General features: G+C 62.3%; 9 protein-coding genes and 1 riboswitch. Of the genes, 7 read left to right on the forward strand and 2 right to left on the reverse strand.

The features are described 5' to 3' along the window. Nucleotides 1–70: 70 nt before the first annotated feature. Nucleotides 71–1,267 carry an NADP-dependent malic enzyme gene (locus tag JNK74_16135; protein MBL7647715.1) on the reverse strand — a complete coding sequence of 399 codons (1,197 nt, stop codon included), beginning with the start codon at nt 1,265–1,267 and terminating at the stop codon, nt 71–73. Nucleotides 1,268–1,670: 403 nt separating this feature from the next. Here JNK74_16135 and JNK74_16140 point away from each other — a divergent pair, with 403 nt between their 5' ends. Together JNK74_16140 and JNK74_16145 are read left to right on the forward strand one after the other, a co-directional pair. After that, a complete protein-coding gene (locus JNK74_16140) occupies nt 1,671–2,525 on the forward strand; it encodes a peptidylprolyl isomerase (protein MBL7647716.1) in 855 nt (284 codons plus the stop codon). Nucleotides 2,526–2,620: 95 nt separating this feature from the next. Beyond that, nucleotides 2,621–5,500, forward strand: a complete 2,880-nt coding sequence (locus JNK74_16145) for a family 78 glycoside hydrolase catalytic domain (protein MBL7647717.1) — start codon at nt 2,621–2,623, stop codon at nt 5,498–5,500. A gap of 17 nt (nt 5,501–5,517) precedes the next feature. Here JNK74_16145 and JNK74_16150 read toward each other — a convergent pair whose 3' ends face one another. After that, nucleotides 5,518–6,477, reverse strand: coding sequence for a polysaccharide deacetylase family protein (locus JNK74_16150; protein MBL7647718.1), 960 nt, complete (start codon nt 6,475–6,477; stop codon nt 5,518–5,520). Nucleotides 6,478–6,610: 133 nt separating this feature from the next. Further along, nucleotides 6,611–6,803: riboswitch (cobalamin riboswitch) on the forward strand. Between the two features lie 182 nt (nt 6,804–6,985). On the opposite strand from JNK74_16150, the gene JNK74_16155 reads away from it, so the two are divergent. From JNK74_16155 to JNK74_16175, 5 genes are all read left to right on the forward strand, one after another. Next, the gene (locus JNK74_16155) at nt 6,986–8,359 is read left to right on the forward strand and encodes a hypothetical protein (protein MBL7647719.1); all 1,374 of its coding nucleotides are present in this window, start codon (nt 6,986–6,988) and stop codon (nt 8,357–8,359) included. Between the two features lie 134 nt (nt 8,360–8,493). After that, the gene (locus JNK74_16160) at nt 8,494–10,005 is read left to right on the forward strand and encodes a hypothetical protein (GenBank protein MBL7647720.1); all 1,512 of its coding nucleotides are present in this window, start codon (nt 8,494–8,496) and stop codon (nt 10,003–10,005) included. A 67-nt stretch (nt 10,006–10,072) separates the two neighbouring features. Next, nucleotides 10,073–11,218: a hypothetical protein gene (locus JNK74_16165; protein ID MBL7647721.1), complete on the forward strand. Its 1,146-nt coding sequence runs from the start codon at nt 10,073–10,075 to the stop codon at nt 11,216–11,218. Further along, entirely contained in the window at nt 11,211–16,061 is a 4,851-nt protein-coding gene (locus JNK74_16170) for a hypothetical protein (GenBank protein MBL7647722.1), read from the forward strand. The genes JNK74_16165 and JNK74_16170 overlap by 8 nt, the downstream gene beginning before the upstream one ends. A gap of 45 nt (nt 16,062–16,106) precedes the next feature. Next, on the forward strand, nt 16,107–16,991 hold the full coding sequence (locus JNK74_16175) for a hypothetical protein (protein ID MBL7647723.1): 885 nt from the start codon (nt 16,107–16,109) through the stop codon (nt 16,989–16,991). Nucleotides 16,992–17,002 lie beyond the last annotated feature (11 nt).

Consider the following 17,002-nt stretch of genomic DNA (forward strand, 5'->3'; position numbering starts at 1 on the left):
CCCGCTATCGAGCGGGGATCCGTCCCATGAATTAGTCTGATGTTGAGCGACGTGAGTCTCAATGCGGGGCCTAGTGGGCACCCGACATCTGGGCCTCGTCAATCGCCGCTTTTGCCACGGCCTTGGCGACATAGGCCGCCACGGTCCGGTCGAGGGGGTCGGGGAGGATGCGCTCCGCGGTCATGTCGCTGGTGGCGGTTGCGAGGGCGCGCGCCGCGGCGATCTTCATCGATTCGGTGATGCGCGTGGCCTGGGCGTCCAGCGCACCCCGGAAGATGCCCGGAAAGGCGAGGAGATTGTTCACCTGGTTGGGATAATCGCTTCGTCCCGTGCCGACGATAGCTGCGCCGCCGCGCCGCGCCTCGTCGGGTTCGATCTCGGGTTGGGGATTGGCCATGGCGAACACCATGCAGTTGGGATTCATCCGTTTCACGTCGTCGGCGGTGAGGAGATTGCCCTTGCTGACGCCCACGAAAACATCCGCGCCCTCGATGACTTCGTGTACCGAACCGGCGCGACTTTCGCGGTTGGTATAGGTCAACATTTCGAGCTTGTAGCCGGCGAGGTCGGAGCGCCCGCGGTGAATGGCCCCCTTGGTGTCGCACATAATGACATCGGCCACGGAGCCGCAGACGGTCTCATCGTGCCCCACGCACCGGAGAATCTTTGCGATGGCGGTCCCTGCGGCGCCCGCGCCGTTGATGACCACCTTCAGGGACTCCAGGGGCTTGTCAAGCAATTCACAGGCGTTGAAGAGTGCGGCCAGCAGCACGATGGCCGTGCCGTGCTGGTCGTCGTGGAAGACGGGGATACCGATATCCTGGAGGCGGCGTTCCACCTCGAAGCAACGCGGTGCCGAGATGTCTTCCAGGTTGATGCCGCCAAAGACCGGGGCAATGATCCGGACGGTGTTTACGATCTGGTCCACGTCCTGCGTGTCGAGGCAGATGGGGAATGCGTCGATTCGTGCAAAATCTTTGAAGAGGAGCGCCTTGCCCTCCATCACGGGGATGGAGGCGTAGGGGCCGATGTTGCCGAGGCCCAGCACGGCGGACCCGTCACTGACGACGGCGACCGTGTTGCGCTTCAGGGTAAGGTCCCAGGCCTTGTCCTTGTTCTCGGCGATGACGCTGCACGGGCGCGCCACGCCGGGGGTGTAGGCCAGGGACAGGTCGTCCTTGTCCACGATGGGCATCTTGCCGACGGTGCCAATCTTCCCCCGAAGATGTTCGTGCAAGATGAGGCTGCGTTCATAATAGTCAAGCATGTTGGTTCCCTTTCATTACCACGGGTCTCCACCGCGCGGATAGCGGCCGACGGCGGAGCGCTGTAAGATTTTCGACGCCCTTCCGAAGACCCGGGAGACGTTTCCCCCAATCGGTTCATCGACGGGCCTGGGGGGACCCGCGGTGAACCTGGCGGGGAAGCGTTGCTCTCCGCAGGTACTACAGAAGTGGACAATCAATGACGTCGAGATACGCTTTGTGACCGCGATCCCCGTCGTTCCCCCGACAAAGTATCTTGACCACGTCTATTACGGTAGCAGGTTTGGTCACTCGGTTGCCACGAATGCCCCCCCGGCACCAATCTGTAATCAAATCGCCGCTTCTGCTACACTACCAACGTGTAGTCTTTTTCGCGCATCTGGCCCCGATAGAGGAATATTCTGAGTGTCTTTGAAAGTGAATGGAGAATTGCTGGATGGTGACGCCATCGCGGCCGTCCGAATGGAACTGGAGGCTCAGGACCGCGCTTTCGCGGCGCTTTCCGAGGGCGAACAGATGGAACGGGCGGAGTCCGCGCTGATCGAGCGCGTGCTCGTGCGCCAGGCGGCCGTGAAGGAAGGCCCCGCCATTCGGGCGGTGGACGTGAAGCGCGAAGTGAAACATGCCGTGCAGCGTATGGGTGGCCCCGACACCTTTCAGAAGTACCTGGAGCAGCGTGGACTGACCTTGGAGGCTCTGGAGGCCGACGTAGAACTTCGGCAAAAAATTGATGGCCTGCTCGATCAGATTTGCGCCGCCGTGCAGCGGCCTTCCGACGAAGCTTGCCTGGCGTACTACCGGGCCCATCCGGAGCAGTTTCGCACCGAGGAGCATATTCGCGCGAGCCACATAATCTGCCATACCACGGGCAACATACTGGACGAGCACGCCGCCCGAGAGACGCTCAACGATGTGCGCAGACAGATCGACGAGGGCAAGCCCTTTTCCTCCTTTACCGGCGGCTGCAACGATTGTGGCGACGACCACGGCGATATGGGCTATTTCGGCCGCGGTACGATGGTGCCGGAGTTTGAGGAAGTGGTCTTCGCTCTGCGCCCCGGCGAAGTGAGCGAGGTGTTCAAGACCCGTTTCGGGCTCCACATCGTTAAGGTGCTGGACTACATTCCCGCGAAGCCCCGCGAATTCGACGAAGTGAAGGAAGAGGTCCGCCAGCATCTCTTCGATCAGGCGGAGAATGCCTGCATCGACGCGTATACCGCCGACCTGAAGGCCAGAGCGTCCATCGTGCGTGAATCGTGACCGCGCGGCGCCGCGTTTGCCCGGCGTCGGTACCCGACCGGCGCGATGGCGCGTTCTTCCTAGCAGTACCCCCATTCAAACAGGAGTTGGCCTTGATGTTTCGATACGTTTTGCTTCCGGTACTGTTCGCTCTTTCGGCGGCGGCCGGAGCGGATGTGTTTGAGGGTGCCCAGTGGCTTCGCGATCCGAGGATGGAGGGGGAGCCCGTGGTGAACTTTCTGCAGCGGGAGAAGGCGGAGCCCCCGGAGGCTTCCGGTCCGCGAAATATCCACACGCTTCTGCGCAAGGGCATTCAGCTCAAGGAGAAGCCCGCCGGCGCGCAACTCTTCATCTCGGGCGATGACTACTACAAGTTCTCGATCAACGGCTACCCCGTGGTACAGGGCCCCGAGGGCGGTTACCATTTTTCCTATCCCTATTACTGGCTCGACGTAACGGATTTTCTGGATGCGGGAGACAATTGCCTCGCGAGCCATGTCTTTTATCAGGGGCTGCGCAACCGGGTGTGGTGCAGCGGGGACAATCGGAGTGGCTTCATCGCCCGGCTCGACGTGAGCTACGCGGACGGGACGAAGGAAAGTTTCGTAACCGACAAGACCTGGCGCGCCCATGAGCTTGCGGCCTTTCCCGGCGAAGTTGCGACGGGCTACGCCACGCAGTTCCTGGAAAACATCGATATGCGCGCCTTCCCCGCCGGATGGGACAAGTCAGGTTTCGACGACAGCGCGTGGGTGGAGCCGCTGGTGGAGCGTCAGGATCATGTGTTCATTCTGCAGGCCACGCAGCCGCTCCAGCGCTACCGACTGGATCCGGCCGTGGTCAAGGAGCTGGGCGGTGGCGGTTACTTCTACGATTTCGGCGCGGAAGTCGTGGGACATACCGTAATCCAGATCCAGGGCGAAGCCGGGCATCCCCTGATTGTGCGCCACGGCGAACAGCTCGATGAGTACGCCCGCGTGCGTTTCAAGACCCCCAATCTGGTGTATGAGGAGAAGCCCGTGCTTTCCGGCGGTGAGGACACCATCGCGTTCTACGACTACCGGGCTTTTCGATACATCGAGATTCTTGATGCCCCGGTCCCCCCGGTCGTGTGGGTGGAGGTGCGCCATCATCCTTTCAATGCGCAGGCGGCCCAGTTCACATCAACCGACGCCTCGCTCGAGAATGTCTTCGCGATCTGTAAGAATGCCGTGCAGATGGGCGCGCAGGGCGGCTTTCTCGATTGTCCGTCGCGGGAGAAGGGTCAGTATCTCGGGGACGCCGTGATAACTTCCCGGTCCCACTTGTGGCTCACGGGCGATGGCAGCCTGACGCGCAAAGCGCTCTACGACTTTTACCTTTCCTGCCAGGTGCATCCGGGAATGATGGCGGTGGCGCCGGGAAATTTCATGCAGGAGATAGCCGAGTTTCCCCTTCAGTATCCGCTCATGCTGGAGAACTACTATCTCCACACCGGCGATTCCGCCATGCTTTCCGCCATGGTGGACACGGTGCTTCCCGGCCTTTTCAAGTATTACGAAGGGTTTGACAAGGGGGCGGGTCTCATCGAAGGACTCAACAAGCCGGAGAAGTGGCTTGTGGTGGATTGGCCCGGCAATCTGCGCGATGGATATGATTATGATTACGCTTCGACACGGGCGAACACCGTACTGAACGCCTTTTACTATGGCGGGCTGCGCGCGGCGGCCCGCCTCGAGCGCGTGCTCGGTCGTGACGGACAGACCTATGACGCCCGGGCCGAGCGTGTGGCGGCGGCCTTCGCCACCCAACTGGCCGATCCGGCTACGGGGCTCTTTCTCGACGCGCCCGGCTCGAAGCACAGCTCTCTCCACGCCAATGCGATTCCGTTGGCCTTCGGCCTGACCGCCGGGGCGGGGCCGGCACCCATGCTTGAGCTCATCCGGCAGCGCGGCTTGAATTGCAGCCCCTACATTGCTTCCTACGTTATCGAGGCCTGCTTCAATGCGGGCGCGCCCGATCTCGGTTACGCCCTGCTCACCAATGATTCCGAGCACGGCTGGAAGGAAATGCTGCGGATGGGAGCGACGGCGGCGACGGAAGTCTGGAGTCCCTCGCAGAAAAAGAACATGAGCTGGTGCCACCCCTGGTCGAGCAGCCCGATTTACTTGATCGCGGAGCGCGTGTTTGGTCTGACGCCGGGAACACCCGGCTGGGGCAGCGTGCGAATTGCCCCTCCGTTGATTGCGGAACTCCCCGAAATGAGCTTGACCGTTCCCCACCCGAAGGGGGCCATGACGGTGTCATTCGCCCCTGAGACAGGCTATACCCTTGCGGTTCCAGCGGGCGTTCCGGTGGAGATTCAGGCGGCCGAAGGGATCAAGATTGATACGGGAGACGCCGAAATCGTCAAAGTGCCTCCGCCGGATGCGGTGGCAGCCCCGACCGATGCGCCTTCAGAAGGAACGCCCATGACCGAAGCAAACCTTGAGCAACTGAAGAGCCGGGGATGGGAAGAGAGGGTCGGGAACGGCCTTGGGGTCTGGGTGGATGTCGCCCGTCAGCGGCTCCATATCATCGAGAACAATGCGGTTGTGTGGGAGGTGCCCTGCGCCACCGCCAGGGCGGGCACGGGTTCCGCGTCCGGCAGTCTCCAGACGCCCCTGGGTTGGCACCGCGTCGATATGAAACTGGGCGAGGGCGCGCCGTGGGGGCAGGTGTTCCGGTCGCGCATTCCCACGAAGGAAATCTGGAAGCCGGGCGACGACGTGAAAGAGGATCTCGTGCTGACGCGCGTGCTGTGGCTCGACGGGATGGAGCCCGGCAAGAACAAAGGCAAGACGGAAGATGGCGTGCTGGTGGACTCGAAAGAGCGATGCATCTACATCCACGGGACCAACGGCGAAGCCCTTATCGGCACGCCGTCGTCCCATGGATGTATCCGTCTTTTCAACGATGACGTGATCAAGGCGTTCGAGAAACTGCCCGTGGGCACGCCGGTGCTGATTACCGAGTAGGCCGGACTGGCGAGGCGCTATTTCACCGCCTTGCGCCGTTCCATCAGTTCGCGGTAGGTCGTGAGGATGATGCCCTCCTCCTCGATTACCTTCTTCACATCCTCGCTCAGCACCATTTCCAGTTCGGCCTCGCGCTTTTCGCCGGAGCCGGATATCGCGTGAAAGTTGCAGCCCTGGCGGGTGCCATGGAGGATGATCTGCGTTATGCCGGGCTCGAGCTTGCGCAGATTCTCGATCAGTGTCTGTGTCATCACCTTCGCGTCGCCCGTGTCTGCCGTGGACGTCTGGAGGTAGTCCAACACCGGCAGGCCACCCGCCCACACGACCTCCGCCGCCGCACGGATGCCCGCCATCATGGCGCGCTGCGTATCGTTTTCCGGCTCGCCCCGACCGCTCATCATCATGATGGGTATCTGCTTCTCGATACCTACTTTGATGTAGCGTTCGAAGAAGGCCGGGTTGTAGAACAGCGTGCCCATGTGGGAGTCCAGATGGGTAATGGGCAGGCCCATCTTTTCCGCCAGCGCTATTTGAGCGCGGATCTCCGCTTCCACTTCATCCGCGGTCGCGTATTTTATCGTATCCTGGACGCTGCGGTGGATGTAGCCTTCCGCATCGATCAGGCCCGGCACCGCCGGTTCGCCGGCGACGGGTCGCCAGCGGTAGTGCTTCCACTCCGAGGTCAGGGTGAGGTGAAGGCCGTTATCAACCTTGGGATTGTCGCGCACGTAGTCGCGCCACTCCAACACCCACGAACAGGGCATCATGGTGCTGTTGGATGTGAGTAGTCCCTTCTCATAGCCCTCGATGGTGCCCAGATTGCTTTCATGCGAAATGCCCACGTCATCGTTGTGCAGTATTAACACCCGGTCTTCAGGTTTCCAGCCGAGGCGTTCCCCGAACGTGGGTTCGGCCCAGGCGGGCAGAAGCGCGATCAGCGCGGTGCAAAGCGTTGCCCGAAAACTTTGACCTGCCATAAATGCATCTCCTCTGGTGGTGCGGATAAGTCAGGTTCGTCGGATAGACAAGATCATAACTGTGACCTATCAGCCTTTCGTTGTCAACTCTCGCATGGACGCTCTCGCTTTGACAAGGCGCCGATCCTGACCGTATACTCCACGGGCTGACGGTCCTGATCGTCAGCCCCGAGCGGGTACAGGGAAGACGGTGTGAATCCGTCGCAGTCGCGCTGCTGTAACCGGGGACGAACACCGCAATCGCCACTTTCCAAATGGAGGGGAAGGCGCGGTCAGTAGGTCGATCCGGAAGCCAGAATATCTGTGCCGCCTGGGGTAGTTTTGCAATGACTCGCGGGAAAGTCGTTGCGGGACAGGCGTGCGTTTACCCTCCTGCCCTTTTTGTCCTTCCCACGCCAATGGCACAGGTGCTATGTGCCAAAACGGACACGGTCCATCACGGATATCAACAGCGGCACGCGCCGCACTTCTTCTTCCGTGTTGGATCAAAATGCGAAAAGGAAGCCCCATGTTTCGTCGATTACCTGTTCTACCCTTCTGTCTTGCCATCGCCCTCCTCACCGGCGTCCCGCGCGCTGGAGCGGTCGAGTTCGTTCTGCAGCAGAACTTTCCCGCAGCGGACCCCGGCGCGTTCAGCGTGGTCGGAACCGGTCTACCCGATGGTACCCTGCTGGTCTGGAACGGCAACACCATCTATCGGCAGGCCGCTGTGGATACGGATAGCTACGACGCCATCGCCACGGGTTACGCGGGCGATCCGTCCTTCATCACCATGGCCCCGGACGGCCGACATGCCCTGCTGGGCGCCGGATTCAGCGGTAATCTCTATCAGTTCGACACGGAGAGCCCGAATGATTTCACCGAAGCGGCCATCGTAGCCAACGTTCCCCATTACTCGGCCATCTACTTGACGGAAACACTGGTGCTCATTGACGCGGGGGTATTCGGGCAACCGAGCGAACTTCGGGTGCTCGATCTGGGCGCGAAGAAATCGGCGCCCCGGCCAATCGTTTCCAAGTCCGCGAAGTATAAGAATCAGGTGGTGGAAAAGCCCGAGGGCAGTTACTCCGCATCGCTCGCGCTGGACAAACGTTATGAAATTGTCTACGCGATGGACGGCAATACCAACGAGTTGCGCTATTTTACCGTAGTTGAACTGGTGGCGGCCTTTAATAGTCAGGCGACGCTGGATTGGGCGAACGATGGCGTTCTCGTCGGCACGACAGACGCCTATCTGGGTGGCGGCGTGTCCGGTATCACCTCTGAAGGCTACCTGGTAAACGGGGGCTTTGGCGCGGTGAATCTGATCGACTTCGCTCTCCCGGCGCGAAAGCAGGGGCCCGGCGAGATCGTCAGTACCCTGCAACCGGCGGGTGAATTTGTCTTCTATTCGGTGATTTTCAATGAGCCCGGCGACACGATATACATCCACGTCGGTGATTTCAGCCCCGACAGCACGATAAACGGGGACGTGTACCGAACCGTACTCGCAAGCGCTGGCGAAGGCGAAGGAGAAGGAGAAGGAGAAGGAGAAGGAGAAGGAGAAGGAGAAGGAGAAGGAGAAGGAGAAATAGAGGATGCCGCTGAGGCGCTACTGGAGGACTTCGCGTCGGCGGACGCGAATTCGGACGGCCTGTTGAGCTTCGCCGAGGCCAATTCCACTTTGAACACATTGACCCAGGCGCAGTTTGACGTGCTTGATGAGAACAGCGATGGCCTCTTGAGCGAAGCGGAATTGGAGGCCCAGCTTCCAGAGCCGACACCGGGCTGCGCGTTGCTCGGGGAAGGTGCGGAAAGCATCGAAGCGGCTCTGGGGCGGATCTTTGTGTTTCTGCTGGCCCTTTTCACCCTTGCGGGCATGGGGATGATCAAGAAAAGCTAGAGATTAACAACACAGTGCAATCGAAGGCCGCCTCGTCCCTGCAAGGACGTGGGCGGCCTTTTCTGCTGTTTGCGCCCTGAGGCCTGTCCATCTATACTGGACGGAAACGCCTGCTTCCTGGAGTGGCTTTGCCCATGCTGCGTATTGCTCTTTTTGCCGTTCTCTGCTCAACCCTGACCGCTGTCGCGGGTACGGCGGACCCATTGACCGAGGTTGAGATTCGCTATCCCGTTTCAGGTGCGACCTTCTGGGTCGATTCGGCACTGGGTGGCATTGTCGTACCCGTGCTGGCGGAGACGGACGCGACCGACGATACTTCGCTGGTCGAATTCTTTGTATCGCAGCAGGGCGGTGAGTTGCCGGGGCAACGTTTGGGCAGCGACTTGCAGTCGCCATATAGTCTGGAGCTGGACCTGGGCGCGGGCTATCGCTTTAACCAGGTGCTGGGCTTGAGTGTCCGCGCTACGGCCTTGAGCGATCCCACCACGCGACCGATCGCGTCCATCGAGCTGGGTTACGCGAGCGCGGAGGGAGACGGAGACGAAAACGGGCTGCCCGACCAGCCCGATAATTTTCTCGAATTTCCAGGCGACGTCTGGTTTGCCGCGGCGGGCTTCGATGTAGACGGAGTGCCCCGGACTTTTTCCTCTATGGCGATGCTGGTGCGCTCGGTTGAAAACGAAGCCTACTCGGATGTGCCGCTGATTCTGCCGAGTCTCACGGCCCCGGAGCAAGAGCTTCGGGTAACCGCATCCGCGAAGGTGATTGACGCGGGGGAGACGGGCGTATTGATTGTTCAGGCGGCTCAGGCCCTGGAGGCGCTGGTGGGGCCGGACGAAGTGGACCAATTCGCGGATGTGCCCGCGGGCACGCTGGGTGAGGATGGGCAATATGTGGCGGTTGCCGTGGCGGAACGCACGGGCGCCGGCGAATACGCGCTGGTCCGCGATGCCGCCCTTTCGGACTTCCCTGTTTCCGTAGTGCTCGATGGACTCGCACTGAACGTCAATCGGGCCTACGGTGTCTACCGCCACCCGCTGGCCCTGCTGTCGGACGAAGTCACCGGCCCGCGACTCGCCATACCCGATGGACAAGAATGGCAAAAGCTTGCCGAGGCGACGGTGGATGTCCATGCGGGTCGGGCAACGGTGGCGTTGGCGACCTCCGGTGTGCTTTCGGTGGTGGAGCTGAGTGCGGCCGAAGGGGAGGGCGAAGGGGAGGGCGAGGGCGAGGGCGAGGGGGAATCCAGCGACAACCTGCTCATCAGGATTCTCGCCGCCCTGGGGTTGCTCGGATTGACCGATGGCGGCGTCGGCGGGGGAAGTCCCTGTTTCATCGCGACCGCCGCCTATGGATCGCCTCTGGCCAGGGAAATAGATTCGCTGCGTGAATTTCGCGACCAGAGCCTTCTTAGCAACGCTGTTGGAACCGCCTTGGTGGATGTCTATTATCGTCTCAGTCCGCCCGTTGCGGACTGGGTGGCGACAAGCCCGACACTGGCCGCCCTTGTGAGGCTCGTGATTACCGCGATTCTGTTGGTATTGAACCACGCGACTTTTGGTGTCGGAGTAACCATGGCCATTGCCGCGGGATCGATCTATCGGGGACATGGGCTTCATCGTGGTCGACGACGTGTGATTCGATGATGGCCTGCAATTTGAAACATCGTTTCTTGGAGTTGTCAAGGCCAAACCCGCTATAATCGGCGGGCAGATGATGGATGAACACACCCCTTCAAATACGACGCGCAAGCCGCCCGGTCCCGCCTTCTTCATGGCGGCGCTCTTCGTCTACCTGTGTGTGGTCCATGGGCTCAGCCTGCTCAACCTGCCGTCCCCTTCGGCCAGCACGCCCTTCCAGGGTGTGAAGGCCATTCCCGACGGCGTGGAAACCGCGCTGAACGCTTTTTTCGGACGCCTTGGTGATTCACCCCGTGTGATTCAAGGGCTGGCCATGCTGACCCTGTACGGATGCATGCTGACGCTTTTCAACCTCACGCGACGCATGGTCAAAGGCCCCGTGTGGCTCGGATCACTGGCCGCCGCCGTTTTCATGGCCCATCCCGTGAAGACCGAAGTGATGTTCAGCGCCTACGGGCTTTTCGAATTGATCGGCGCATTGCTGGCATTGCTTACACTACTTGCGTACCTGCGCCTCATTGAATCGCCGAGCGGGGCGCGTATTCTGGTGGCGTTGGCCTGCTTCACCATGGCGACTCTTCCGTTCAGTGTCAACGCCACGCTCTTCGGCGTGCTGATCATGCTGGAGTTCTTTCCGGGCACACCCGAAACTCGGAATTGGGGGCGGCTCGTGCCCTTTCTTGCCGTGGCCCTGCTGGCGAACAGTATTCACCGCGAAACGTTGTACATGGGAATGCCCGACTTCAGAGCGAATCTCGCGCCGTTGCTCCTGCTCATCTATCCCATCGGTCTGTTGCCCGACACGCTGGCGCAGCTTCAGGCGGCTCCGCTTCTGGCGTGGGCCTGGGCGCTGCTGGCGTTGGCCCTGCTGCTGGGGTCCATGGTCTGGGTCGGCAATGGCGGCTATCGTGTTGCGCTGCTGGCGTTGCTGTCTTATCGCTTTTATCCCAGTGCGGACATCATCGATCTCGCCAGTCTCGCGGGTGGGGGGCAGCTTCTGGTTCCGCTGGCTTTGGCCTGCGTCGCACTGGCGGGTTTCTGTCGCTGGCTGCTTCACTTCGAGGTGTGGGGAAAGCCCGCCATCGCCCTGACCACCATGCTCTGCATCGTCCTCTTTACGCTCCAATTTCAGGCCAACCGCGCCTATGCGAACACCGCGCGTGGGACGACTTCCGGGCCCGATGCGGTGCGGGAGATGGAAGGGGGCGGCGGTGTCTAGAAGCGCAATGTCGACCCTTGCCCTTGCGATTCTTGCCATCGCGGCCTGGACGCCCGCCGTCCTCGCCCAGGAGACCGTTAATACCCTGATCGATCGCGGATTCGTTGCCCACTGGCTCGTTTGTGGTCCATTCAAGTCCGACGTGCCCGGCGGTATCCTCGGGGCGCTCAAGTCGAAAGCGCCCGTTTTGGGCGATACCGACTACATGGCCACGGCGAGCGGTATTGCCCGAATCCGTCCCCAGCACCTGATGCGCATTCCAACCGCCGAAGGAGGCGAAGCGATCTGGCAGCAGGCGGGCACCCCGGAGGCGGAGCTTGACTTGAAGCCCTTCTTTCCTTCAAGTCCCGACGGCGTGGCCTATGCGGCGTTCTACGCCAATGCGACCCAGGGCCAGGCGATATTTCTGGACATTCAGTCACCGTTGGGTGTGCGGCTCTGGGCGAACGGATTTCCCCTCAAGGAATACGAGCCCGGCCCCTTTGAGGAGGCGGGTGTGACCCAGGTGGCGGTTCCCATGCGCCCCGGTTTGAATCTGGTGGTGATGGAGGTGCCCGGCGCGGACTATGAAGAACTGGCGCGTACTCTGGACATGACCACGCAACAACTGACGGCCTCCGCCATGGCCAACCGGCCGCGTCTGCGGAAGACCAGCGGCTTTGCCCTGTCCGTGCGGATCCGCCCGGCGCTACCACTGGGAAAATTCTACGTGGTCCCCGAGCTCGAAGACGCGGGCACTTTTTCCGGCGGGCCGGGCGATGAGCGCCAGGACACCTGGCTCACCTTTTACAATCCTCGGGAGGCATTCACCGAGCCCATCGATGTGATCGTGTCCACCCCGGAAATGTCGCTGCCGGATCTCATCGAAGTCGAGCCCATTGATCCGCAGCGTGCCCTGCGCGTTCCGGTCGCCGTTCCGATTCAAGCACTGCCCGGGGGAGAGGCGCTGTCCGTTTCTGTCCGGCTTCACAGCGGCGGCGCGGAAGCGGCCTTCTCGGACGCCCTCGTCGTTCGTCCGGGAACAGACCAGCCGGGCATCGTCCGCGTGGTTACCGGCCATGCTCAGGAGGACGGCGCGCCCGAACTCACGGATCCCGAGCGACTGGAAGTGACCCGCAATCAACTGCTCACGTGGCGGGAGGCGGCGGGCTATGGCTTTGATTTGCGCCATGCGGCCGCATGGTACCAGCCCTTCGTGGCCCTTTCCGATCTTCGGGATGCGATGCTCACCGCGACGCAGCAGGGCGGTGCGACGGTCCGATCGACGTATGCGCCCGTGGACGAACGGATAGCGGGCGGTCCCCTGCTCTGGCGGAATCTGCAGATGGGCATGGGGATGGCTCGGGAGATACTCCAGAGTGCGACACCCCAGCACCTGCCCTGGGACGGGCCCGGGATCGCCCCCCAGACCCCCCAGTTGCTCAGGCATGCCGGGCTCAAAGGATTTATCAGCAATGTCGACGCGGCGGGCCTTTCGCCGCTGGCGCGCATGCTCGATCTAAGCGGCGCCAGCACGTATCATCGCCACAAGGTCGGCGTGGCCAGTCCGGGCAGCGCCGCGGATCTGCAGGAGATGGTGGCCGTTCAGCGACGCGAGTTACTCGGCCTTGGTATCCCCTCGGACGTGCTGGTCTTGAAGAATGTGGTGCCGCCCCCCGAACCCTTCTACCGGGGGAGCGTGGCCAATCTCGCCCGGGCCTTTCCCCGCATTGTACTTAACGATGGCGGCGGGGCCGCGTTCCTGGAGGAAGTTGACGCTCTGGACGAGCCTGTGCAGCGGAGCTTGCCCGCCTCCACGGTCTATCTCAATCAGGGCACGCCGGGCGATCTGCTTGCCTGGCCCGCCTTGAAGACGGCCCATGCCCGCGCCGCCCGGCAGATGCTCGATGCGGAAGCCCTGGCCGCCATCGCGAGCCTGCAGGGGGCGGCGTACCCGCATGCCGCCATGGACCTTGCGAACCGACAACTCGCCTTCTACAGCACCCCGGCATACCTGGCGGCACCGGCCAATCGCGACGACGCGCTGGATGTCCTGGCGGGCTATCGTGAGGTGGCCGAGTTGACCGAGGACACCGCGCGACGAAGCCTCGACTTTATCGCGGACAAGATCGACACGGCGGGATCGGCGCCCTTGAATCAGGGCGCCTTTGAGGGACTTGTTGTATTTAACCCCACGGGACGGGCGGCCACGCTTGCGGTGGAAGTCCCCCTTCCCGCCGGGGGCAGCGGCAATTTCACGTTGGTCGACTCGGCGGGAACAACGGTTCACCATGTTGTGAGCACGTATCAGCGCGCGCCGATGCTGGAGTTCGTCGCGCCCGAGGTGCCGTCCTTCGGATACAAGACGTTTTTCTTCCAGGCGGAGGGCAGCCCTTCAATCGCAGTCGATGGGGCCGACCTCCAGATCGAGAATGATTCTCTCGCGCTATTTGTGGATCCCGACACCGGCGCAATCGCCTCCATCAGCGACAAGCGGAGCGGGCGCGATCTGCGGGGCGGTCTGATGAACCAAGTCCTGATGTTGAGCGAAGATGAAACACGGAACCAGGACGGTCGAGAGCTTTGGACCGCGCCGGCTCCGGAAGCTCTGCCCAGGCCTTCGAAAATCTCGTCGGAGCGAACCGCCTTCAGCGAGTCGATTTTCGTCACCACGGAAATTGCCGGCGGCACGATTGAGCAACGCTACACCCTGAACACGGGCCAGCCCTGGGTGTCCTGCGAGACACGGTTGAGCGACGTGCGTCTGAACGACGCGGCGCTCTTCGCCTCTTTTCAGTTTCCAGATGCCGGGCGCAGCCTGATACTTGGCGAGCGTTTCGGCGCGGTGCTCGGCGCGCGAGGGCAGAGCGACAGCATGCTGCGCACCCATGGAAGTGACAATCCCGGCGCGACGGTAGCGTATCCCGCCCATGCCTGGGCGGCCGTAGCACCCGGCGATGTGATACAGGTCGGCTCGGACGGCGTGGTCCCCTGGGAGCCCGTGATCATCGTGCACGGTTCCGATCCAGTGCTCCTGGAGGCCGCCCGGGAGCTACAGGCGGCCCTTTACGCACGAGCCATCCCGTCCGTGCTTCAGGCCGATCAGCCCGTGAAACCGGACTTTCTGTGGACCGATGGCACGATTGAAATGGACAGCAACGACTACCTGTCGAAGGGCTACCACATGCGGGTGGTCATCGGCAGTCCCGATCAGAACAGCTTTTGTCGAACCGTGCTGAATCAACTTCCGGGGGACGCCGCCGCCGCTTTTGCCGAGCGGATTACCCAGGGTGCCCGCTTGCTCATGGAGGATACCCGTGTTCCCGAGGGGATCGCGCCGGTGCCGACCCTGGTGGTCGCGGGGATCACCCCGACCCAGAGCGCGGCTCTGGCGGGAGGTATCACCAAGGCCCTCGCCGCGGGTCAGCGCTTTCTCCTGCCTCCCTCCGCCAGTCTCATGCGCCAGACCGCTCCGACACCCGAGAGCGGCGTGGCCCTCTCTTTTCCGGGTAGCATGAGCGTTTCCCAGCAAAAAGATGGACGCCTTCTGCTCGGTCTGGCCCATCGCGGCGGCTTCGAGGACACCGCGGGGGGAGCCCGACTCGCGCGCCTGATGGGAGACCTGGACTTCAGTTACGCTATTCATCCCTTTGACGGCGATTGGCGGAACGCGGATGTGCCCGCACTGGCGGCGTCCGCCGCGGCACGGGCCTGGACCTCGGTGACGGGTATACACCCTGGTTCGTTGCCCGCGAGCCAGTCCTTCCTCGGCGCGTCCGCGCCGGGCCTCCGCATCGAGGGCCTTCGTCCCGCGGGTTTTCCCCAGACCACCAACTCCCGCGCGCCCTTTCATCCCCGAAACGGCTATACACTCCTTGCCTGGGAGAGCGTCGGTCAGCCCTGGCGCGGGACACTTGCCAGCCCCGGCGGCTTCCTGGAAGCGGGCCGTTCGGACGTCTATGATCGATCCCAGTCATCCATGCCCGTGGTCAATCGACAGCTACCCTTCGAGGCGCGTCCATTCGAGTTCCAGCCTTTGTGGTTGCTTCCGGCCGATCAGGCCCGCCGCGATCCCCTTGCGCGCCTGGGGCGTGAAGCCGATCCGCAGGGGGTAATCCACGCACGCTACTGGGAAGAACGGCGCGGGGCCGCCCCACAGCAGAATCTTCCCCTCGGCGTTCAGTTTCGCGGGACACTGAAGGGGAAATCTCCCGTACTGGAGGTGGTGGTCAGTAATCACCTGACCGACACGCCCGTGGAGGGCATGGCGATTCTGTCGGCCTCCAGCGGGGTCACCTTCGGGCCGCAGCAGTTCTTCTTCAGTCTCACCCCGGGCCGCCAGCATGTCGAACCCGTCGAGGTGGCCTTCACCGGGGTGGGAGAAGAGGAACGGGCCATGGCCGTGGAAGCCTCGTTCGAGCGCCAGACCTACCGCGATGTCATCATGGCGAGCGAAGCTCCCTATGGCCTCGTTTTGTCCCGGAACGGAGCGCAATTGCGCGCGGAATTGCGCAATGACAGTGGCCTGCACGCCCAGGGCTATCTGGATCTGATCACCTCGCCGGAGCACTGGGCGGAGCTTCAGAACCACCCTGAGGTTACCGCAATGCCCCGGCGCGCATCCGTCTCCGTGCCGCCCTACAAGGCCCAAACCATTATCTTCACCCTGTCGGATCCCGATGCCGCGCTGGAGGCCTGTGTCAAGCTCTCGGCCAACGGTCGCGTGCTCTATCAGTACTTTGATCCGGATCGTGAGGGCGGCACGGATGCCCGCGTTGACGTGGAAGCCGAGCCAACCGCGGACCAGGGCCTTGCGCCCCCCCGCCCCACGGCGCCGGTCCCACCGCCCCCGCGGCGCCGTTAGTCCGGCCCCAGATTTTCCAACCGCACCCAGGAGAAAGCCTGCTCAATGAATTACAAAGGTATCGCCCTGTTTCTTGGCCTGAGTTACGCGCTGATTACGCTCTGCACCTTCGCAGGCGCCGCCCAGGGCCTCATCGTGTTGGAAAATCCCAATCTGTTTCGGTATTTGATGCTCGCCGCGCTCATGGGCATTCCCGCGTTGAGCGCACTGATAGCGGGCTTTGTGTTTCCCGACGAACATTCCCGTGAACTGCCCCTCTGGCCTCTTCCGTTGCGCCCCGCGATTGGGGCGACGCTGGCCGCCCCGGTGTTGTTCGGTCTGTCGTACACCCTGGCCACCCTGTTCGGGTTCACCCAGCCCCAATGGAGTCTGGGCGGCCTTATGAATCGGGTTACGGCCCAACTCAGCACACCCTTGTCGCCGGAGGTGGAGTCGGCGGCCCCCGCCGTTGCCCTAATCGCTTACCCGATTTTCAGTATTCTGGTCGGCGCAACCCTGTTTGCCTTCCTCGCGGTGGGGAGCGAGATGGGCTGGCGCGCCTACCTGCTGCCCCGGCTGGAAACGCTCGGCCGTCCCGCCGCCACGTTGATAACGGGTCTCTGCTGGGGGCTTTGGTTTCTGCCTCTGGTCTACGCGTGGCACCAGGAAGTGCAATTGCCCGGTTTCCCGGGAGCCGTGCTTCGGATCCTGGCGCTCGCCGTGGTCTTGTCGTTCTTTCTCGCGGGTATCCTGCGGCGGACGGGGCACATTGGCGTTTGCGCCATGGCGCTTGGTGCGTTCGCCGGCCAGGACAGCGGGATCTGGGGGCATCTTTTTGAACAGTCCACCGCGCCCTGGACGGGAACGGCGGGCTGGGTCAATATAGTCGTGTGGGGACTTGCCGCATTCGCAATATCGCGCTGGGGTGCCGGAAAAGACCTAAATAAATGAGCGGAGGGATT

Source organism: Candidatus Hydrogenedentota bacterium, from assembly GCA_016791475.1.
GTDB lineage: Bacteria > Hydrogenedentota > Hydrogenedentia > Hydrogenedentales > JAEUWI01 > JAEUWI01.